This is a genomic window from Mojavia sp. (assembly GCF_059505145.1).
On record NZ_JCACKA010000124.1, the window covers coordinates 129,419 to 148,972 of the forward strand.

General features: G+C 41.4%; 20 protein-coding genes. 7 read left to right on the forward strand and 13 right to left on the reverse strand.

Translation table 11 applies throughout. The features are described 5' to 3' along the window. Positions 1-90 precede the first annotated feature (90 nt). Positions 91-768 carry a hypothetical protein gene (locus tag AC5JL8_RS33775; protein ID WP_495884054.1) on the forward strand — a complete coding sequence of 226 codons (678 nt, stop codon included), beginning with the start codon at positions 91-93 and terminating at the stop codon, positions 766-768. Between the two features lie 640 nt (positions 769-1,408). Here AC5JL8_RS33775 and AC5JL8_RS33780 read toward each other — a convergent pair. Continuing rightward, positions 1,409-1,546, reverse strand: coding sequence for a hypothetical protein (locus AC5JL8_RS33780; RefSeq protein ID WP_495884055.1), 138 nt, complete (start codon positions 1,544-1,546; stop codon positions 1,409-1,411). Positions 1,547-1,587: 41 nt separating this feature from the next. Between AC5JL8_RS33780 and AC5JL8_RS33785 the strand changes: the two genes are divergently transcribed. Further along, positions 1,588-1,719, forward strand: a complete 132-nt coding sequence (locus tag AC5JL8_RS33785; protein WP_495884056.1) for a hypothetical protein — start codon at positions 1,588-1,590, stop codon at positions 1,717-1,719. A 323-nt stretch (positions 1,720-2,042) separates the two neighbouring features. Here the strand turns inward: AC5JL8_RS33785 and AC5JL8_RS33790 are convergent, their stop codons facing one another. Both AC5JL8_RS33790 and AC5JL8_RS33795 read right to left on the reverse strand, forming a co-directional pair. Next, positions 2,043-3,131, reverse strand: a complete 1,089-nt coding sequence (locus tag AC5JL8_RS33790) for an aromatic ring-hydroxylating dioxygenase subunit alpha (protein ID WP_495884057.1) — start codon at positions 3,129-3,131, stop codon at positions 2,043-2,045. Positions 3,132-3,669: 538 nt separating this feature from the next. Further along, on the reverse strand, positions 3,670-3,864 hold the full coding sequence (locus AC5JL8_RS33795; RefSeq protein ID WP_495884058.1) for a heavy-metal-associated domain-containing protein: 195 nt from the start codon (positions 3,862-3,864) through the stop codon (positions 3,670-3,672). A 120-nt stretch (positions 3,865-3,984) separates the two neighbouring features. On the opposite strand from AC5JL8_RS33795, the gene AC5JL8_RS33800 reads away from it, so the two are divergent. Further along, complete coding sequence (locus tag AC5JL8_RS33800; RefSeq protein ID WP_495884059.1) at positions 3,985-4,662, forward strand: hypothetical protein; 678 nt, start codon at positions 3,985-3,987, stop codon at positions 4,660-4,662. A gap of 176 nt (positions 4,663-4,838) precedes the next feature. Here AC5JL8_RS33800 and AC5JL8_RS33805 read toward each other — a convergent pair whose 3' ends face one another. From AC5JL8_RS33805 to AC5JL8_RS33820, 4 genes are all read right to left on the reverse strand, one after another. Then, a complete protein-coding gene (locus tag AC5JL8_RS33805) occupies positions 4,839-6,890 on the reverse strand; it encodes a ribonuclease catalytic domain-containing protein (protein WP_495884060.1) in 2,052 nt (683 codons plus the stop codon). Positions 6,891-7,306: 416 nt separating this feature from the next. After that, a complete protein-coding gene (rpsR, locus tag AC5JL8_RS33810; RefSeq protein WP_495884061.1) occupies positions 7,307-7,522 on the reverse strand; it encodes a 30S ribosomal protein S18 in 216 nt (71 codons plus the stop codon). A gap of 2 nt (positions 7,523-7,524) precedes the next feature. Continuing rightward, complete coding sequence (rpmG, locus tag AC5JL8_RS33815; RefSeq protein WP_071989401.1) at positions 7,525-7,719, reverse strand: 50S ribosomal protein L33; 195 nt, start codon at positions 7,717-7,719, stop codon at positions 7,525-7,527. Between the two features lie 43 nt (positions 7,720-7,762). Then, positions 7,763-8,320 (reverse strand): RDD family protein, encoded by a 558-nt coding sequence (locus AC5JL8_RS33820; RefSeq protein ID WP_495884062.1) that lies wholly within the window; start codon positions 8,318-8,320, stop codon positions 7,763-7,765. A gap of 280 nt (positions 8,321-8,600) precedes the next feature. On the opposite strand from AC5JL8_RS33820, the gene AC5JL8_RS33825 reads away from it, so the two are divergent. After that, on the forward strand, positions 8,601-9,842 hold the full coding sequence (locus AC5JL8_RS33825; RefSeq protein ID WP_495884249.1) for a molybdopterin molybdotransferase MoeA: 1,242 nt from the start codon (positions 8,601-8,603) through the stop codon (positions 9,840-9,842). 181 nt (positions 9,843-10,023) lie between these two features. On the opposite strand, the gene AC5JL8_RS33830 is transcribed toward AC5JL8_RS33825, so the two are convergent. Both AC5JL8_RS33830 and AC5JL8_RS33835 read right to left on the reverse strand, forming a co-directional pair. Then, positions 10,024-10,212: a type II toxin-antitoxin system HicA family toxin gene (locus tag AC5JL8_RS33830; protein WP_495884063.1), complete on the reverse strand. Its 189-nt coding sequence runs from the start codon at positions 10,210-10,212 to the stop codon at positions 10,024-10,026. Between the two features lie 2 nt (positions 10,213-10,214). After that, positions 10,215-10,385, reverse strand: a complete 171-nt coding sequence (locus AC5JL8_RS33835) for a type II toxin-antitoxin system HicB family antitoxin (RefSeq protein WP_495884064.1) — start codon at positions 10,383-10,385, stop codon at positions 10,215-10,217. 137 nt (positions 10,386-10,522) lie between these two features. Here AC5JL8_RS33835 and AC5JL8_RS33840 point away from each other — a divergent pair, with 137 nt between their 5' ends. Then, positions 10,523-10,777, forward strand: coding sequence for a hypothetical protein (locus AC5JL8_RS33840; RefSeq protein WP_495884065.1), 255 nt, complete (start codon positions 10,523-10,525; stop codon positions 10,775-10,777). 17 nt (positions 10,778-10,794) lie between these two features. Here the strand turns inward: AC5JL8_RS33840 and AC5JL8_RS33845 are convergent, their stop codons facing one another. After that, on the reverse strand, positions 10,795-12,693 hold the full coding sequence (locus tag AC5JL8_RS33845; RefSeq protein WP_495884066.1) for a tetratricopeptide repeat protein: 1,899 nt from the start codon (positions 12,691-12,693) through the stop codon (positions 10,795-10,797). A gap of 168 nt (positions 12,694-12,861) precedes the next feature. Here AC5JL8_RS33845 and AC5JL8_RS33850 point away from each other — a divergent pair, with 168 nt between their 5' ends. Then, a complete protein-coding gene (locus AC5JL8_RS33850) occupies positions 12,862-13,023 on the forward strand; it encodes a hypothetical protein (RefSeq protein WP_495884067.1) in 162 nt (53 codons plus the stop codon). Between the two features lie 146 nt (positions 13,024-13,169). Here AC5JL8_RS33850 and AC5JL8_RS33855 read toward each other — a convergent pair whose 3' ends face one another. The 3 genes from AC5JL8_RS33855 to AC5JL8_RS33865 all read right to left on the reverse strand — a co-directional run bounded on the left by AC5JL8_RS33855 (position 13,170) and on the right by AC5JL8_RS33865 (position 15,756). Continuing rightward, positions 13,170-13,862: an HAD-IA family hydrolase gene (locus AC5JL8_RS33855; protein ID WP_495884068.1), complete on the reverse strand. Its 693-nt coding sequence runs from the start codon at positions 13,860-13,862 to the stop codon at positions 13,170-13,172. An 87-nt stretch (positions 13,863-13,949) separates the two neighbouring features. Next, positions 13,950-15,143 carry an NAD(P)/FAD-dependent oxidoreductase gene (locus AC5JL8_RS33860; RefSeq protein WP_495884069.1) on the reverse strand — a complete coding sequence of 398 codons (1,194 nt, stop codon included), beginning with the start codon at positions 15,141-15,143 and terminating at the stop codon, positions 13,950-13,952. A 40-nt stretch (positions 15,144-15,183) separates the two neighbouring features. Continuing rightward, positions 15,184-15,756 carry a GNAT family N-acetyltransferase gene (locus AC5JL8_RS33865; RefSeq protein WP_495884070.1) on the reverse strand — a complete coding sequence of 191 codons (573 nt, stop codon included), beginning with the start codon at positions 15,754-15,756 and terminating at the stop codon, positions 15,184-15,186. 422 nt (positions 15,757-16,178) lie between these two features. Here AC5JL8_RS33865 and AC5JL8_RS33870 point away from each other — a divergent pair, with 422 nt between their 5' ends. After that, complete coding sequence (locus tag AC5JL8_RS33870) at positions 16,179-19,199, forward strand: two-partner secretion domain-containing protein (protein WP_495884071.1); 3,021 nt, start codon at positions 16,179-16,181, stop codon at positions 19,197-19,199. Positions 19,200-19,554 lie beyond the last annotated feature (355 nt).

Below are 19,554 nucleotides of genomic sequence, written 5' to 3' on the forward strand. Positions count from 1 at the left end.
TAAAGCAAAAATTTGCTCATTGAACACTCCTAGCTCTATTACAGACGCGAGCGATCGCGTCTGTTTTATTTCTCAAAAAACGTAGAATCAATGAAATTTCCCATCAAACGCATCGCTACAACTACGTTAGCTGTGCTACTAAGTTACTCAGCATACCCAGTATTTGCAGCACCCCAAAAAATTAATCGCCCAGTTACCGTTGCTCAAGCAAAAAAATTCTCAGACAATTTAATTATCCCTGGCGAAAGAGTCGGCCCTGTGACACGCAAAACCACCAAACAAGATTTAGTTAAGCTGTTTGGCGCATCATGTTTGGTTGATAAAAGTATTTCAGGCCCGGAAGGGATGGGTAGTTTTGCAGCTACTCAAGTAAACCTGGGTAAAGAGCGATCGTTTTTAGTAGTCTGGAGTGATAACACTCGTACCAAACCACTAGATGTGCGGAACCTAGGATCAGCTTGGAAAACTCCCGAAGGTATAAGTGTAGGTACTTCCTTAAGTGAGTTACGCAAGAAATTAGGCAACTTTCAACTCGCAGGATTAGGCTGGGACTTTAGCGGTCATATCTTTTTGAATACAAGCCGATTATCCCGCTATCATGGCAAACTTTATTTAATGGTAGATGCTGCTCCTAATGCTTACGAGAATTACCCAAAAGATTACCAAGCAGTATCAGGAGATGGCACTTTTTCTTCCAGCAACCCCCACTGGAAACCTTTAGGAATTAGGTTAGCAGAAATAACTGTTGTACTTAACCCAGAAGAATAGTCATCAGTTACCGTTGAGCTACACACTTGGAGTGAAGCCCAAATCTACATAAATACTCTACCCAAAACCTACACACAGGTGCAACTCTACGAACTAGAGCCATACATGAGTGTGGGTGTTTTGCTTAAGGCAAACACATTTATCATAAACGCTTCAATCAAACTTACAAATGCTTATGCAAAATCAAATTTTGCTTCAATCAAACTTACAAATGCTTATGCAAAATCAATTTTCGCTTAAACAAAACTTATGAATGAGTTCGTATTTGCGATAAACGTCAAAGCAAAATCGATAAATGAGTTCACTTTTATGATTAACCAATTAGCAAAACTGAAAAATACCCATTTGCGATCGCATTCCGCATGATTACGATCAAGCCCAGGTTCAACCTACAGACTTAATTAAAAGCCGATTGATATTTATACAAACTTAAAACTTGACAGCGGATAGGCGCAGATTTAGCGGTTGAGGCTGGTATTCTGTAATGCTTTGTCTGAAATGGTAATAATATAAATGACATCTAGCCGCAGAAGGAGGTTTCAGCGCACTTTCTCACAAGTTATAACAAGGCGATCGCTAGCAACAAACACATCAACCTGCTAATCTCCTAACAAAACGATTTTTATCTAAGCTTAAATACTCAATCGCTCCCTAGCTTTGTTCCATCTTGAAGATGCGCCTCGCACATGGACTGCTGGCGACAAGCCGATGCAGCATCTATGCACTTCTCCACAAGATATAGAGTAGAAAAGGCGATCGCAGCAGAAACTAAATGCACTGCAAGGAGAATGGAACATCCGCAGCCAAAAGGTAAAGCAAATGAGAGAAGCTTTAGCAATTGAGGCTGTAACAGCATTTAAGTTTCAATTAGAACAACTGCTACTTGATGAAGAGGCGAAACTGGCTCATCTTGGCGATGAACTAGATCAGATTGAGTCAGCACTGCAATAATGAACACTGAATAAGCACTCAACCATTTAAATACAGTCAATCAGTGTCGATTTATACGATTTCGAGTTTTTAGAATGGTTATACTCGTTTCTAGGTTCTACCTGGGAATTACGAAGTGGCTTTGCCACTTCTTTTTATGTAAATGGTAGCCTAAAAAATAATTAAAAACAAAAAGGCAAATAGAACCGCAAATTATTTAAAGTTCTGATTTGCGTATTTAAAAGGGCTGTCGCATCGCGTTAAAGTAATTAAGCCCGCGTTCAACAAAGTCATCTTGAAGGTTAGGCGAGCTTATTTTGCGTAGTTATAACAGAGTGTTGGTATTAGTCATTCAGCACATCTCGCCATTTGTCTCGGTTATCTCTCCTCTCATCCTCATGGGGCGATCGCGCTTGTAGCCAAGTTCCCCAACACAGAGATGTCTGTCTTTCAAGATGGTTGATAAACTGCATAATTGGCTGATCTACTTTGATAGGAGTTCTCAAATCAAACTGAATTGACTCGAAAATCTTGGCATCACCCTTGAGAAATTCCTGCCCCAAAATGTTACCTAGCCATAGCACAACTCGATTGCATAACCAGCCAAAAATCCCCTTACGTTTCTTAGTCACTAGTAAAGTCCGTCCTTCAGTCTTTCCTCCTTCAAGGAGACGTAAACTAAACATAATGTGCAAATGAAGAAAATCGGGGCCAATTGTCACTATACTAGTGCTGCCATACCAATAACAAACACTGTAAGTAAGCGCATTTTTGTAGAAAGGACGAATGAGCTTAATCAAAAAAGAACTTTCATGACCACGTGTAGTATTACTGAAAGTAATAGCATTTTGATTCAACTCCTGCTTTTCAAAGATAAGTTCTAATGGCACTTTATGAACTGTATGGAAATGTTGCGTATCAATCGCATTAATTATCACTACGTTAGGGTGACAATTAGTTACGAAATGAGAAACAATGGCGGTATCACATTCTTTTTGTTCTAACTCTGGAATAAATGGCAGAGGTTGTAACGGAATTTCTCCAGTCCAAATCCAAATCATTCCATATTTCTCAGCAGTAGGCCAAGCTTTTAACTTTATAGGAAGCGGTTCCTCTAAACAGGGTATATCAACACAGAAACCTTCATCATCAAACTTCCATTGGTGAAAAAAACAGCGTAGTTCATTACCCTCGACTTTACCTTCTGCTAAATGAGCGCCCATATGTGGACAGTAGGCATCAAAGGTAGTTACTCTTTTATCTTTACCACGGTAAATTACTAGTTTTCTGCCTAATAAAGTAATAGCTTTTACCTTACCTACCCGCAGATTTTGAGAAGGCATTGCCCAATACCATCCCTCGATAAAACGCTCTGGGTTATTGAAGGTTTTCGGTTTGCGGGTTGAGCTAGCATTCTGCGAGTTAAAATTCATTTTTAGGGTTTCACTGAAAGTGAAGGGCTTCATTATATAGTTCCTAATTCAGCAGTCCTAAAAATGTAATGAGAGTTACTCTCACAATTTCCTTATAAAAGTAACTTGTAACTTATATTTATTTTCCAATGAACATCATAGCTGTTTGGATACTTTGATTTGAAATTTAAGCTGATGAAACCCTTGCCGTAAAACTATTTAAAAAACATCTGCGTAAAATTTGAAAAGAAAGTGTGTCAGTTTAATTTCAAAAACTTCAGTAAAATAAATTTTTAGTTTTGCTAAGTGCAAAATTAGATTAATTTAAAATTTTACTAATCTCTAGTAATAATTAATATTTACTATTATTTGTAATAATAAATACAAGAATTGAAAAATTTTAATATGAGAATTCTGGATAAAAAATTACTTCTGTTAGGAGGGATTTGAATCCCCCCTAAACGTCTTCCGCTTCCTTTAAGGTTGAAGTTGAAAGTTTGTAGAGATGTTACATTTAACGTCTCTATGTATTAGTATTTCAACTCATAGCTGTAAAGAATTAAGCAGCTGGATAACCTGCGGCAGCTAATGCTTCTTTAATTGCTGTTTCTGAGGCTTGAGTATCTACACTCACAAGCTTAGTTTTAGGATCTGCTTCAATATTAGCGTTGCCATCGACTGCTTTAAGTGCATTGGTAATTGTGTTTGCACAAGCTGAACAAGCCATATTGGGAACTGTGAGTTTAAGTGTCATAAATTGTTTAGTGTTCTGCTGTGACTGATTTTTGGTTGAGATTCACCTCAACTTTATCCTAAACTCTCTAGTTGACTGGAAAGTCCAGCAAATTTAGAAATTTTTTACTAAACTTCACATTTGTTCATAGTTCCCGATGATGGAGATGACAAACTAGCCCTATTGAGTGCAAATTTACTTTTACTCATTGGGAATGCTGTAGAAGAAGAAGCAAAACAGCGTGGTTTTGAGTACCCTAATTTATATCGATACAGAGGCGGTGAAACACATTACTTTAGTTTTCTTGAAGAAGTCCCTGTGCTATTAGCCGATCAGCAGCGACGCGCAAAACAGCCCAAACGCCAACAAGTATTGACAGCAGGACTTGATAAGTATCCCAATAAGAAGCAACGCATCAGTGCGCTGATTGAAGATTTGGAAGAAGTTTTTGTCCTCCAAGGGGGTCAACCTTGTTATCCCAGCTTGATCCAACATCCTATTATCCAAGCATTAGTTGCTGAAGGCCAAGAAGCTGTTGAGCCACTCCTTGTGTGTTTGGAAAGTGATACACGCCTGACACGTACAATTTATTACTTTCGAGATTTTTTTCAGCATCGTCGGATTCTTGGCGTACACGAAGCAGCTTACGTTGCTTTATCAGCTATTCTAAAAACCTCTTTCTTTAAAAGGTTTGAACGTGCCCATAAGCTGTATTCTCAAGGGATGGAAGGTCGTCAAGAAGTTGCGGCAAAAATCCGTGAATATCTCAAATTAAATTTAATTAGAAAAACGCTCTATAGGCTCAAACATAGGTTTTAGAATTTTTTGCCTTCAAGTGGCAGCCTCAATAGCGCCTAATATTATATGAGCTGAAAATACTGATCGCCTTTGACTCTTCACTTAAAAATGAGAGCGATCGCCTGTAATTCTTCAGTTCTTATACTAATTGAGTACATTACAGCTCTAACATTTTTAATGATGAGAGCTAAAGTTATTTAATTGAGTGCTTCTTGATAAATTATTTCTTGAAACTGAATCATATCTTTTTGCGGATCGGCAAGGCTAACTTTAACTAATAAGTTTTCGCCTAAATTTACAGAACGTTTAAAAGCCATTGGTAACTGCAAACCCAAATCTTCTAACAGAATTAGGGCCAAATTGCTATCTTCCCGCAGCCACATCAAGACTGTTATCTCCCAAACTTGCTCTGGATGACGGCGTAAGTACTCTAGAGCATAATATCTATTAGTTTGCCGTTCTACCATTGTTACTTCTTGGGTGATACTGCTGACAGTCATCATCACCTCTTTGAGTTGTTCTGCTGAGAAAGGTAGAACTTCACCACGTAAATGGGCTTTAAGTTGAAAATGGGTGAGTAAGTCGCTGTAACGGCGGATAGGAGAAGTCGCTTGAGTATAAGTATCCAAACCTAACCCAGCATGACGCACCGGAGTAATGCTCATTTCACTCTTGGGCATACAGCGCCGCATGGCACAGGCGCGGACGAAGCCTGCTGGTAGCTGAAGCAATTCTTCTTCCGGGGGCAATTCTGGCTGTGGCTGACCGCGAAAAGGTAGGGGAATTTTATGAGCTTGGCCGTATCTAGCTGCAACTTCACCAGCCAGAATCATCATTTCTGCTACCAATTGCCGTGATGAGGAATCATCTAAAATATCAATGCTGATCTCGTCACCTTTGACCTTGATCATTGCTTCCGGCATATTGATGCTGATTGCTCCTTGAGCATAGCGCCAATTTCGACGCCGCTGTGCCCACATAGCGATCGCTGCAATTTCCGGTTCTGCCTGCACTCCTAATTGCAGCATCTCATCTACATCTTCGTAGGTGAGGCGATAAGTTGGTTTGATTGAGCTGGGATGGATAGTATAATCTTCTACTCTCCCAGTTGGATCTAAAACAATCCCAAAGCTAAGGGCGCAACAAATTCTTCCCTGTACTAAACTCATTGGCCCAGTTGCCAACAACTCCGGGAACATGGGAATCATTCCCGTAGGCAAATAAACTGTACTACCCCGCTTCCTGGCTTCCAGGTCTAAATCATCTTCTGGCACTAATAAACGGGTAGGATCAGCAATATGCACCCACAGGCGCTCCCGTCCATCCGGCAGTAATTCCCAACTTAGACCATCATCGATCTCAGTCGTACTTTCATCATCAATTGTGTACACCTTCAGGTGGGTCAGATCTAGGCGGTTTGTGTCCAAATCTGACGGTGGGGAATCCAAACGCTGTTGCGCCACTTCTAATACCTTGCTAGGAAACTGGACTGGAATTGAAGAACGACGCAGGAATAAATTTTCATTGGGACTCCACCAACCTAAGTCCACCAACAGTTGTAATGCACCTTGGGGGGTTGCGGGTCGCCCCAGCATGGTCATAGTTTCCAATACTGGGCCTGGGGGAGGATAGGCGCGAGCCAGGGAGTCATAATTTACCCCCATACGCACGACGTCCGCAAGTAGGGCTGCGTATTTTTCTATGGCTTCTAAGCGTTGGCGATCGTGGCGTTGCCACTCGACTGCTTCTCCTGCAAGGGCCTGTTCTACGCGAGCCAGAAATTCCTGCTGTCCCCTAGCTTTTTGTGCCTCTACTTCTAACTGGTGCTTGCGTTCTGCTACTTGAGTTGCGCTTCGGGCTTCATAAGCGTCTCCTTTTTGCTTGAAATAGAGTTTGTCGTCTGATAACAAGCAATAGGCGGCGTAACAATGAGGCGCATCTGATTCCGAAAACAGCAGATTAGCCATTTCGGGTGGGGTAACTGTTTCCCCATCCTCAACCAATAATTCCCAGGCCACTTCCAAGCTAGATGGATCTAAATACGGCTTTACCTGCTCTAAAAAGCTGGCAATTTCAGCGGGCCTGTAGGTTTGTCCATTAACTGTATAAGTAATTTGTCTAGGCGCGAGGCTGTGGGATTGACCACGTTCATCTACCACAAACCAACGGGTTTTGCCGTCTGGACGATCTACTACTCCCAGGCGGCGATCGCCTTGAACCCTAAATTCAACTAGCGTCCCCTTCTCCACAACTCTCGCAATTAATTAGGTTAACGAATAAATTTTAGTTTTTGAATTAAATAATGACTACTCAATCCAAAATTTTCTAATTTCTTAGATGTAAAAAACGATTCTACACTGATTTACTGAGATTTTAGTTTGTGGACTCAGAAAAGTTGCAGCTATATATAACGTCAACTTAGCTTCTTGAGAGCATTCAAGATTCTTAAGAGAAGTTTGCTAGGTCTATAAACCGATGCTACTTGCTACCTTTTCTGACAGACTACTCCACATGACTTGATCGATACTTCCGAAGTTTTGATGTCTAGGGCAACCCGCTTTGCTTGTACGGAGGAAGCCTCCGCACCCTACGGGAAGCCCAGAAGCGTCTACAGACTTCTCTCGACAAGCAACTAGCTTAACTTTCTGCAAAATCCAAAAATGATTTAGCCTTCGGCATTGATGAACGGCAACAAAGCCACAATTCGCGCACGTTTAATTGCTAATGTCAACTCTCGCTGTTGCTGAGATGTCAGCCCAGTGATTCGACGTGGCAGTATTTTACCCCGCTCGGTGACAAACTTACGCAACAAATCAACGTCTTTATAATCGATTGGTTCTCCCGGCTTAATCGGAGACAGACGACGACGGTAGTAACTCATCTTTACTTAATTTCCTTGTGGACTGTATGTGTATTGCAATGAGAGCAGAACTTTTTCAGTTCTAATCGGTTAGTGGTGTTGCGCCGATTCTTCGTAGTGGTATACCGCGAAACACCAGGAGTGCGCTTGTTAGCGTTAGTGCGACATTCGGTACATTCTAGTGTCACTATTATGCGGACACCTTTACTCTTAGCCATAATCTTACAAACCGTAAAGCCTGGAGAGAATTAACACAAATGACTATCTTCTCATATTCTGTCTGATATTTTCAAGTATTCGCTTGAATTTTATATCGAGCGAATAACCACGACGCGACGAAACTATGATAGTTCCAGCATAGCGGTCATGCAAAGCTTGACGCATCTGGGTATCATAAAAGGCTGCACCGCAGTCGATAGCCAGGGGAAGTACTAGCAGTATAGCAGTGGGATTGGCAGTAATGTTGCCTAAAGCAATTGACACGAAAAGCGCGCCCACACCAATGATTGCTTCTCGCTTTAACAGTGCCAGCAAGACTGGAATTCTCCCCATTACTTGTCCATCTTCAACTTCTAGCACCTTGAGATCAAATGCCCATCGCCCTAAACTCTGTCCTTGATTGTTGTATACCACTAGTACCCGCAAAACTAGCCAAGCGATCGCAAATACTAAAATCTGAATCACTTGAATACCTAAATTGTTGCTTCCTAAGAGCGAACTGACTAACCAGACACCAAGGAAATCTAACCCCAATGCCATACCGCGTCGCCCAATCTCAGCCTTGGGATAGTGCTTTTGGCGTACTCGTTCGATAGTCATACAAAAAATAGGTGTTTTTATTGAGGATTTGGGAAGTTAATTATTGCCGCTATGTTTAATATTAAAGTGATGGTTTAGGTACTGACTGCGCTTTCAAAGCACGAAAACAAGCTAATTAAGAATACAGATACAGAATTAGCCTGTTTCAAACTTGCCAGAAGCAAAAGAAAGCGGTTGGTGAAAATTATCAAAAGTAATATCTGTAGTGTAAATTTTAACAGAGCAAATTAGCTGATATTTATTCATTAAATTGATGATTACAAAACAGGAGGCGATCGCGATGCTGTCAGTCAGCGATACAGAAGCAATTATTTTAAATTTGCTGCAACCGTTAGATAATCGACATGACCTAGAAGTTGTAGATTTGTTAGCAGCAGTTGGTCGGATTCTGGCAACACCTATCACCAGTAACCTAGACTTTCCCCATTGGGATAATTCGGCCATGGATGGCTATGCAGTTCGTTACGAAGATGTGCAGCACGCTAGTACTGAACAGCCAACTGTTTTAGAAATTGTCGAGGAGATTCCCGCAGGATATCAGCCTGAGTATACAATTCAACAGGGACAAGCAGCACGGATTTTTACAGGCGCACTGATGCCACAAGGCGCGGATACTGTAGTCATGCAGGAAATGACATACCGAGAGGATAACCGCGTCTGCATCTTGGCTGCGCCAAAACCGCAAGAATTTGTCAGATACAAAGCATCTTTCTACCAAGCTGGGACACAATTACTACCAGCAAGAATTAAATTAAATGCTCAGGAAATTGCTGTGTTAGCAGCGGCACAGTGCCCTCAAGTCAGCGTTTACCGCCGGCCGCGTGTAGCGATTTTATCAACTGGCAATGAATTAGTAACTCCTGATAAACCGCTAGAAGCAGGACAAATAGTAGATTCTAATCAGTATGCTCTGGCAGCTTTAGTGAAGCAGAGTGGGGCAGAACCTTTAATGTTAGGCATTGTTAAGGATGAGCCGATCGCCCTTCAAGAAGCGATCGCCCACGCCATCGCTAATGCTGATATAGTCCTCTCTTCTGGTGGGGTTTCGGTAGGAGATTATGACTACATTGAGCAAATTCTAGAATCACTAGGAGCCACAATTCACATCCGCGCTGTGGCGATGAGACCAGGCAAACCCTTGACTGTTGCCACATTTCCTAACGCTACACGTCCTGTTGTGTACTTCGGTTTACCAGGAAACCCTGCATCTGTATTGGTGACGTACTGGCGGTTTGTGCATTCGGCAATTAAAAAACTTTCTGGAGTTGCTGGCGGTTGGGAAGCATCATTTATCAAAGTGCGATCGCAGGATGAATTGCGAGCAAATGGCAAGCGTGAAACTTACGTTTGGGGTCGATTACATTTAATTGACAAAGCTTATAAATTTCACAAAGCTTGTGGTAATGATAGTTCTGGTAATTTAATTAATTTAGCTCAAACTAATGCCATAGCTATGATACCAGTGGGAAAAACATTAATTTTTCCAGGCGAAGAAGTACTAGTTTTACCTGTTAATAATTAATTACAGTAAGAAGGCAGAAGTACAAGGGCAGAGGGCACAAGGAAACCCACGAATAAATTCGGAGGATTTAATCAAGTTATACCAGTTTGAAAAAAGAATGCAACAGATGGGTAAGGGCACAACTGGTGTTGTGCCCTTACGAATAATTTATGTTCAGATAAGAAATTAGGGTTAATGGTTTTTAAAAGTTAGGTAACAAGCCTGCTTGCTTGCAAATTTCATTGGCAGTAATGCGATCAATGGTACGATGCCTTTTTACGGGAATAGTTTTTATATCATTAGTATGGATGGAATGATTTCCGCCTTCTCTTAACAAATAAAATCCATTTTTTTCTAAGTATTTAATTAAATCTTTACGCTTGACTGACACACTCAAACCTCTATAGGAATTTGTTCGAGTAAAGAATTACCTATAGGAATTTCTTTATTTTGTTGACGATAAGCGAGAATCATTTCTCTGGTTGCGTCTTGTAACATAGCTCTGCATTCTTCTATGGTTTCTCCCTCGGTAATGACTTCTTGCCATTCAATGAGTTGTCCCATATATCCACTATTAGTTTTTGTATATTTTGCAGTGTATGTAATTAACATAAGGTGTTGGTGGATGTAATTCCATGATTTCTCGTAGCTGATTTTTTCTCAGCCAGCGATCGCCTCTATCAAAACAAGCTAATTGCACTTTGTACAATGACACTTTTAAGCGATCGCATCTGATTTTATCATCTGAACAAGAGCGATCGCCTTCACAACACCATCATTCCACCTCAGAACAGGAACGTTCTCACTTGGAACAGGAATATTCTCGTTTGGAACACAAACATTCTCACTTGGAACACGAAACTTGGAGTTCAAAACTCGAACTGTCGTGTTCGGAACACGAAACTTGGAGTTCAGAACTCGAACTGTCGTGTTCGGAACACGAAACTTGGAGATAAAAGCTTGAATGATGAAGTTAGGAACTTGGATTTTGCTGTTGTGATGTTAGGCGATCGCGTAAATGTGCTAAATTTTCACGCACAACCATAGTATTAGGATGATTTGCCCCTAACCGTTGCTCAAGAATATCTAAAGCTTGGATATATAAGAGTTCTGCTTCGCTGTATCTCCCTTGGGATTCGTAGAGATATGCTAAGTTGTTGCGGCTAGTGGCAATATCAGGATGTTCTTCTCCAAAGCGTTTTTCAGTGATTTCTAGACACTGCTCAAGCCAAGGTGCTGCTTTGTTATAAAATCCTTGACCTTCATAAAATCGAGCATTACCAATGAATGGCCAAATCAAATCTTCATGGCTAACATGCTGAATAAGATTGTTCGCTACTCCAGCCAAGTGAGGTATTGCTGGGGCGAAATCCTTAATTTGCTCAAGTGTGGGAGTTTGAGGAATATATTTAGCAACTGCTATCATTACCCCGCAAAAAGAACGCTTAAATTCCTCTGCCTGTTCTAATCCTGTAAGCTTACTTTGAAAAAACTCCCGCAGCAGGGGATGTAGTTGATAAATTCCCTCACCTTTAGGCTGGAGTAGATGTAACTGTAACAACTCACGTCTAGCTTTTTTCCAGTTTTGAGCCTCATTATTTATTGTTATACGCTCCACCAACTCCCAAGGAATCGGAGCTAGGGCAAATAAACTCAGAAGACAGCCTAAACATTGAGCATTTTCTCGCAACCGTCGCCAACTCAACTCAAAAGCAGCAGCGACACCCAATTTAGCAGTCATTTCTGCTTGAGCTTCATCTAAAGCAGGATTTTTCAAACGCTCTTTTTCCAAGTCTTGCAGCATTTCTGCTAGGGATAATTCCTCATCACCTAATAAATAACGCCCGACTAATTCCAAACCCAAGGGCAAATATCCTAGCCACTTACAAAGTTTTTCTGCAACTAAGTGTTCACGTCGCAGTCGTTCTCTACCAATTATGGATTTTAATAACTGCATTGCCGCTAGTGGTGTCAGCACATCTAAATCTAATCGCACTATTGGCGGCTGTAATTTTTCCCGCGTGGTAATTAACTGCTTAAACCGGGAAGGAACAGACTCTAAATAACACCGGACTTCTTCTCTATAGTTAGTAACGTTATCAATTACCAGTAAAACCTCACCCTCATGCCATTTTGTTAGACAGTATTGGACTCTCCCAACTAAATCTAAATCATCTGGAGGATTTAATTGCAGCTGATTACGAGCAAACTGCACCAGTTGCACCCCCACATCCTGTAATGCAGACAACCAGCAAATTCCGCCTTGATAAGTGACGCGGTGCGAATGGGCGTATTGCAAAGCTAGTTCTGTTTTTCCGACTCCACCCATCCCAGCAATAGCTGCAATTGCTACCTGTTGATTTTCCTGCAACAACTGATGGAGGTTTTGCAATTCTCTTTCACGCCCGACAAACTCCACCACCCCACTCAAGGGAATATTTTCGTAACGGGTAGGCGTGAGTTTAGCTTTTCTACCTTCCGCACACTGCACACCGGGTAATTCTTCTCTACGGCGTTGCCATTCGGCATCAAATTTTTGCAAATTCCCGTCTTTATCGCCTTTATCATGCCAAAGCTTCAGGCGAAAGTGCCAATTCTCCGAACCTCGTTTGTGTTCGCGCAAATCTTCGAGAATTTTCAAAAAATCCTTAAGCGCATTTAGTGAGTCTCTGACTTGTTCTTTATTTAAACCGCTAAGTTCCGCCAAGACTCTGAGCTGTGTCCTCACTATTAATTGCTGTGGCGTTTCCCAGTTGAGGACAATTTTATAAAGTTCACTGTCTTCTAACTCATCATTGGCATAAGCCAAAAACCTTTCTAACAGCCTCCTTACCCGCGCTTCGACATCATCACCATAGCTAACACGCGCCATCGCTTATTCTTGCCCAAATTTGCGACAAAGTTTAGGGATTCCCCAAACTCAATCTAGCATCCCCAAACTCAAATCTCGGCAGATTGACGCATTACAGCCAACAGACGCGCCTTTTGCTTCCACGTAATACCCCAAATTTACCTTTGCTTCAGAGTTTGAGGCAAAGCAATGAAAAATAAGAAGCTGATGGCAGTTTTGTTCTTTCTGATTCCCGTAATTGCTGATTTGTTTATCCCTGGTTCAGGAATTGCGATTGAGTTAGCCATCCTCATGTGGGAATTGCTGGAAATAGAAGAAACAAAGGAGAATGATATCAAGCCCCCTAAATAAGACAATTCAAATAAGTAGGTCGGTACAAATAAGCTAACTAGTGAAAATCGTCATTTTTCCTTTGTCATTACTAACAGTTTTAGGTAGATTTAAGTTTCCTAACACAGTTATGTTTATTTCCACCGACTTACTTAGTAATTATTTGGTTATACTCCCGAACGCTCAACAGCCATTTCAATGTTGAGTGTGGAATTTTGCTCGCGGTTGATCAAAATACCTCTCAACCCAGCAGCTTTAGCACCGTTATAGTCGTCTTCTAGGCTGTCACCAATGTGCCATGCTGCTTCAGGTGAACATTCATGTTTTTCCAAAGCAACGGCAAAAATTTGCGGATCGGGTTTAGCTGCACGTGCTTGGGTAGAAATGGTGATAGATTTAAAAAAGTCTCTCAGTCCCAAACTTTGCAATACTGAGTAAATTCGAGAATCGAAATTAGACACCACTCCTAATTGAATTCCCAACCGCCGCCAGGAAATCAAAGCAGGTAAAACATCGGGATAAACAAACCACGGTTGAGCAGTTCCAAAGTGAATATAGAGTTCGCTAAAAAAAGCAGAAAAGTCTGAAAATTGCTTGAGAACACCTGCGCTTTCAAAAGTGTTTAAGGCAATTATTCGCCACCAATCAAACTCACGTTGGGGAATTTCTTGTGAATCTGTATCTGGAAATATCGGTGGTGGTGCTGTTTTAAAGCTTTGGATAAATGTTGTATTCAACGTATCAGCGGAAACTTTTACGCCAAATTCTTCGGCTATTTGACTATAAACTTCGCCTACACTGCCTTTGACCCCGATGAGTGTGCCTACAGCATCTAAAAAAATAACTTTCGGTCGTTCCATCAAATTGTTATGGTTTTGAATCCTTGATCTGAGATTTTGGCTTATAGAACTTTAGGGCGCTGAGATATTTACACACCGCACTATCTGCTACTGAGAAAGCGTTTCTATAATAGGACGTACTAGCCAATTAAAACCAACTCTAAGCTGATGATCTAAAGTTGGCAATCGATACAGATAGGCAAGACGGCGGGCGACGTATGCCAAGGGGCCTTCTAGTTTGATGCCTAAACCAGTGAGGGTAGCATTATCTACTCCCAGGGTTAACATTTCTCCTAATTTTTGGTATTGGAAAGGAAGTAAGGGGCGATTAGTTAAAGATGCCCAAATATTCCAAGCGGTGTAATCAGCTTGTTGAAAAGCAGCCTGTGCAGTAGCGGGGACTTGTTGACCTTGGGCATCAATACAGTCTGCTAAATCTCCCAAAGCGAAAACTTCTGGATGGTCAAGAACTTGCAGAGTCGATGTAGTGGTAATTTGACCACGCTGGTTTTGCTTGATAGGTAGTGATTTGACTACAGGACTTACTCGTGTTCCTACAGTCCAAATTACCAAATCTACGGGAATTGTGTCTACCTGATTTTTATATTCTAAAGAGATAGTATCTTGCCCAATAGATTCAACTTTTGTTTCTAAATCAATAAATACCCCACGTGCATCCAAAGCTTTTTTCGCAGCTTCACGGTTAAACTCTGGGGAAGTTCGCAAAATCTGGTCACTAATTTCTACTAAGCGAAAGCGTCCTCTTTCTCCTAACCTGTCTGCTAACTTACAAGCTAACTCGACACCGCTATAACCAGCCCCAACAATTGCTACACGAATTTTGTCAGCATCAGATTCTTCCAGAACTCGCAGGCGTTCTTCTAAGCGATAAGCATCAGTGATGGTACGAAATGGGTAAGCGTAAGATGTAGCACCAGGAGCTAAATCTAATGGTGTTTCTCCACCTAGTGCCAAAACCAATCGGTCGTAGGAGATTTCTGGCCCATCTTGTAAGTGTACCCGTTGCTGCTCTATGTCAATGCCAGACACAACAGCTTGGTAAAAACGTACACCTGTGCCTTGTAAAAGTTCGGCAAATGGTGGGGCAATTTCCCAAGTTTGGAGTTCGCCAGTGAGTAATTCGTAGAGGAACGGGGAAAATAAGAAGCGATCGCCTTGATCTACCAAAACAATTTCGGGTTTTTGTGTAGATTCCCAAGGTAACTGGCTCAAGCGCAAGGCAGTGTAGAGACCACCAAAGCCTCCACCAAGGATACAAATTCTAGCAGTTCTTTGAGTCATCGTTTCTAAGGGACTATCAATCCCAGCAGGGCGACTAGTTTCAGTGTAATGATTTCTTTGGTTCTATTGCCATAAGCCAGGAATCTGGGTACTTCCCTTCATGCAGTTCATGTGCAGGCAGCAGCTTCACTTTCACAAAACCACATTTTTCATAGCAGCGGATAGCGCGAATATTATCAACATGCGGGTCGATGACAATCTTATCAGCTCGCAATACTTCAAAAAGATAATTGACAAATGCTGACAGCATTTTTGTGCCAATTCCCTTTTGCCAATAGTTGGTTTCACCTATAAATAAATCAATTCCATAAACATTATTCGTTTTTTCTAAGCAATACATTTGTCTGTCGGTTTCTGATAAATTATTTAGCAAAAAATACTGTAAATAACCAATAGGAGTATTATGATAGTAGACTAAGCAAGGAATTACCGGATCTTCTCCCATCACCATCGGCTTGTAAGTTTCTACAATTCTGGCTAAAGGGAAAGGATTATCTCTACCCTCATAAAATTCTAAGACCTTCTCATCAGTCAACCATTTTGCCATTAACTGATAATCTTGCATATTGTCTTGCATTAGACGAATAGTAATCTCGTCTTTGTGTACCAGCATACTCAACCAAATAAAACATCAAACTGATCTAAATAGTGTGACACAGCTAAAACGGTGCAACAATTTTGTAGGTTGGGTGGAAGCATTAGACCCAACATCCTCATCAAATACTTCTAATTTATTATTTTAAGTGTGTCACAACAGTAGGGATACATTAACTTCAAAAATACGGTATTTTGCGGCTCACGCGTAGCGCGCCTGGAGGAGGCGATCGCACTTGTAAAATGTGGGATACAGCGACTCTTTTAAGATTATCCAACAATGCCTGAAAAACAAATTTATTACACAGACTATGGTTAATTTGTACAGCGCCTCATGGCAATAGTTAAGAAACTTTGAGCAAAGTGCGTAAGTTGTTTTAAATGGTATGTATATACCTAATGAAGACTTTTTGCCTAATTTCCTTTGGCTAGGAGAGCGCTATGTCCAGGGTGTCTATGCATCAAGACTGGTTATTGGGGATTGCTATTATTAGCACGATGATCTTTAGCGCAAATAGAACCCAAGCTCAAATTACACCGGACACCACACTTCCACATAATTCCAACGTCAACTTAGAAGACAATATCTTCAATATCACAGGTGGAACCTCGGCAGGTAGTAATCTGTTTCATAGTTTTAACAATTTTTCTGTACCGACTGGCTCTACAGCTTTTTTTCAAAATTCTCCAAATATTCAAAATATCTTAACTAGAGTGACAGGCGGGTCAATCTCTGATATTGATGGGTTAATTAAAGCCAACGGCACAGCCAACCTGTTTTTGATCAATCCGAATGGCATTGTCTTCGGTCAGAATGCAAGGTTGGATGTTGGTGGTTCATTCGTTGCCAGTACTGCTAGCAGCTTAAAGTTTAAAGATGGTTATGAGTTTAGTGCGACTAATCCTCAGTCAGCACCCCTATTAACGATAACCGCGCCCGTGGGGTTGGGTATGGATAACAATCCAGGGGAAATTAAAGTGACTGGAACAGGGCATAAGATTCCACTTGGGTATTTTGCAAAAGACCCCCGTAACGCTGTTGACGACAGTAGCGTAACGGGATTATCGGTTCAAGAAGGTAAAACATTAGCACTATTAGGAGGTAAGGTGTCCCTTGAAGGTGGTATTCTCAAGGCCCCACAGGGACGTATTGAAATCGGTAGTGTTGGTGGTAGTGGCACTGTGAATCTCGTTCCAGTACCAGAAGGTTGGAAGCTGAATTATCAAGGCATTACCAATTTTGAAAATATCCAGTTTTCTCAAAAGTCGTTCGTTAGTACTTCGGGAAAGGGTGGTGGTTCTATCGCCCTTGTGGGTAGGGATATTACTCTGGCTGAAGAGTCATTTCTACTGGGTGAAACAGTTGGCGCTGGCAAAGGAGGAGAGACTAGCATTAAAAACGATACAACAGGAATAGGAAAAGCCGGAGAAATTACTCTTGAAGCAGATTCTATTGTTTTCAAAAACAATAGTGAGGTAAATAGCAATACTTATAGTGAAGGAGATGCCGGACGTATAAACCTTAAAGCTAACTCTCTACTAATTGAACAAAGTGGTATGGGTACTGTTTCTAAAGGAAAAGGTAACGCTGGGGAAATCAACATCTCTGTAGATGGTAATTTTGTCTTAAAAGGAGGGTTGGGGAATAAAGCCTACAATGTAGGTGATGCCGGAAAAATTAACATTATTGCAAATTATTTCTTGATTGAAGAAAAAAATTCGGGGTTGAGTACGGGTACTGAACCAGGTAGCTCAGGTAAGGGTGGGGAAATTAACATTCATGTCAAAGATTCTTTTGTAATCCGCAAAAAATCTGGTGTGAGTAGCAATACTTCAGGCACAGGGAATGCTGGAAAAATCAGCATTACTGCAAATTCTTTACTACTGGAAGAGGGGGGGATCAGTAGTGTTGCACAAAAAAATAGCACAGGTAACGGTGGAGAGATAGAGATAGATATTAAAGCAGGCTCTTTGACAGTTCAAAGCAACGCAGGTATAAATACAACCTCTAATGGTGGAGGAAATGCTGGAAAAATCAGCATTAATGCAAATTCTCTGCTTGTTCAAAACAAAACACAAATCGACAGTAACACGACGGGGCAAAGTAGTAATGGTAATGGCGGAGAAATTAAGATTGATACAGGCTCCTTAACGATTCAAAATGGAGCAGGTATAAAAACTAATTCTTCAAATGCAGGGAATGCTGGAAAAATCAGCATTAGTGCAAATTCTCTGCTTGTTCAAGACAATGCAGAAATCAGTAGTAAGACGACGGGGCAAAGTAGTAAAGGTAATGGCGGTGAGATTAAGATTGATACAGGCTCCTTAACGGTTCAAAATGGAGCAGGTATAAAAACTAATTCTTCAAATGCAGGTAACGCTGGAAAAATCAGCATTAGTGCAAATTTTCTGCTTGTTCAACAATTGTCAGGAATCGAAAGTAAGACGATGGGGCAAAGTCGTAATGGTAATGGCGGAGAAATTAAGGTTGATACAGGCTCCTTAACGATTCAAAATGGAGCAGGTATAATAACTAATTCTTCAAATGCAGGGAACGCTGGGCAAATTAGCGTCAACGCACAGTCATTGCAGATTCAAAACAAGGCAGGAATCGAAAGTAATACTGAGCTTGGTAGCACAGGAAGTGCGGGAAACTTAACTGTCAACGCAAATAGCATAGTTCTTCGCAATGAAGGCAAATTGTGGGTTGAAAGTAGTGGTACTGGAAATGCTGGTATTTTGAAGATTACGGCTCCTAAGATTCGACTTGATAACCAAAGTCTAATCAGTGCAAGTACTATCTCTGGAAATGGTGGTGACATTACCATAAAAGAAACAGACTTATTGTTGCTGCGTCATAACAGCCAAATCTCCGCCACAGCAGGCATAGCAGGGGCAGGTGGCGATGGCGGCAATATTGATATCGATGCCAAATTCATCATTGCAGTTCCTGAAGAAAACAGTGATATCAGTGCCAATGCCTATGAGGGAAGAGGAGGAAATATCAACATCACTACTCAAGGTCTGTTTGGGATTAGGTTTCGCCCTCAACCAACTCCACACAGTGATATCACTGTCAGTTCTCGATTCGGCATCAATGGCAACGTGAACATTAATACGCCGGATGTTGATCCCAGTCAAGGTTTGGTTGAATTAGCAAGCGAACTCGGAGTTCCCGAACCGATACAGGGCTGTCAAGCTAGTTATCAAAAGTCAACGAGTCGTTTTATCAACACTGGACGCGGTGGTTTGCCACCCAATCCTTATGAAGCTCTCGACAGCAACGAGGTTTGGAAAGATGTGCAACTGCCAAGACAATTAGCCGACAATTCAGTTGATGTTCGTGGAAGTTCAAAATCAATTGTGGAAGCCCAAGGGTGGATGATTAATAAAAATGGGAATCTGGAACTCGTCGCTCAGATTCCCAATACCACATCAGAAAACCTTTGTAGCTGGCGTTAGCTAAAAAAAACAGTGAATAGTTGCAAGTATTTGAGTGAAATGAAAAGCAAAGTTGTTTCAAGCTTTTTCAAAGCAGTGTCCCGAAGGATTCTGAAACTAACACTTAGGACTTACGCACTGAAGCCTGAAACCCTGATCCCCCCTAGCCCCCCTTAAAAAGGGGGAAAGTCTAAAGCCCCCGGGAGGGGGTTGGGGGATCTGAGTGCGTAAGTCCAAACACTGCTGGCAGTTTTGGCGTTCACAACAACTATTAGTGTTCCTGTTCTGTCTGCTCAACAAACTGTGCGTAATTGTAATACTCCCTTTCCGCTCAAAGAATACCTAAATCTTTTTAACGAGCCGCAAAGGACACGAA

Excerpts from the sequence above, each read along its gene's own strand:
- AC5JL8_RS33775 (WP_495884054.1), top strand. The coding sequence starts at position 91 with ATGAAATTTCCCATCAAACGCATCGCTACAACTACGTTAGCTGTGCTA.
- AC5JL8_RS33785 (WP_495884056.1), top strand. The coding sequence starts at position 1,588 with ATGAGAGAAGCTTTAGCAATTGAGGCTGTAACAGCATTTAAGTTTCAA.
- AC5JL8_RS33790 (WP_495884057.1), bottom strand. The coding sequence starts at position 3,131 with ATGAATTTTAACTCGCAGAATGCTAGCTCAACCCGCAAACCGAAAACC.
- AC5JL8_RS33795 (WP_495884058.1), bottom strand. The coding sequence starts at position 3,864 with ATGACACTTAAACTCACAGTTCCCAATATGGCTTGTTCAGCTTGTGCA.
- rpsR (WP_495884061.1), bottom strand. The coding sequence starts at position 7,522 with ATGAGTTACTACCGTCGTCGTCTGTCTCCGATTAAGCCGGGAGAACCA.
- rpmG (WP_071989401.1), bottom strand. The coding sequence starts at position 7,719 with ATGGCTAAGAGTAAAGGTGTCCGCATAATAGTGACACTAGAATGTACC.
- AC5JL8_RS33820 (WP_495884062.1), bottom strand. The coding sequence starts at position 8,320 with ATGACTATCGAACGAGTACGCCAAAAGCACTATCCCAAGGCTGAGATT.
- AC5JL8_RS33825 (WP_495884249.1), top strand. The coding sequence starts at position 8,601 with ATGCTGTCAGTCAGCGATACAGAAGCAATTATTTTAAATTTGCTGCAA.
- AC5JL8_RS33835 (WP_495884064.1), bottom strand. The coding sequence starts at position 10,385 with ATGGGACAACTCATTGAATGGCAAGAAGTCATTACCGAGGGAGAAACC.
- AC5JL8_RS33845 (WP_495884066.1), bottom strand. The coding sequence starts at position 12,693 with ATGGCGCGTGTTAGCTATGGTGATGATGTCGAAGCGCGGGTAAGGAGG.
- AC5JL8_RS33850 (WP_495884067.1), top strand. The coding sequence starts at position 12,862 with ATGAAAAATAAGAAGCTGATGGCAGTTTTGTTCTTTCTGATTCCCGTA.
- AC5JL8_RS33855 (WP_495884068.1), bottom strand. The coding sequence starts at position 13,862 with ATGGAACGACCGAAAGTTATTTTTTTAGATGCTGTAGGCACACTCATC.
- AC5JL8_RS33860 (WP_495884069.1), bottom strand. The coding sequence starts at position 15,143 with ATGACTCAAAGAACTGCTAGAATTTGTATCCTTGGTGGAGGCTTTGGT.
- AC5JL8_RS33865 (WP_495884070.1), bottom strand. The coding sequence starts at position 15,756 with ATGCTGGTACACAAAGACGAGATTACTATTCGTCTAATGCAAGACAAT.
- AC5JL8_RS33870 (WP_495884071.1), top strand. The coding sequence starts at position 16,179 with ATGTCCAGGGTGTCTATGCATCAAGACTGGTTATTGGGGATTGCTATT.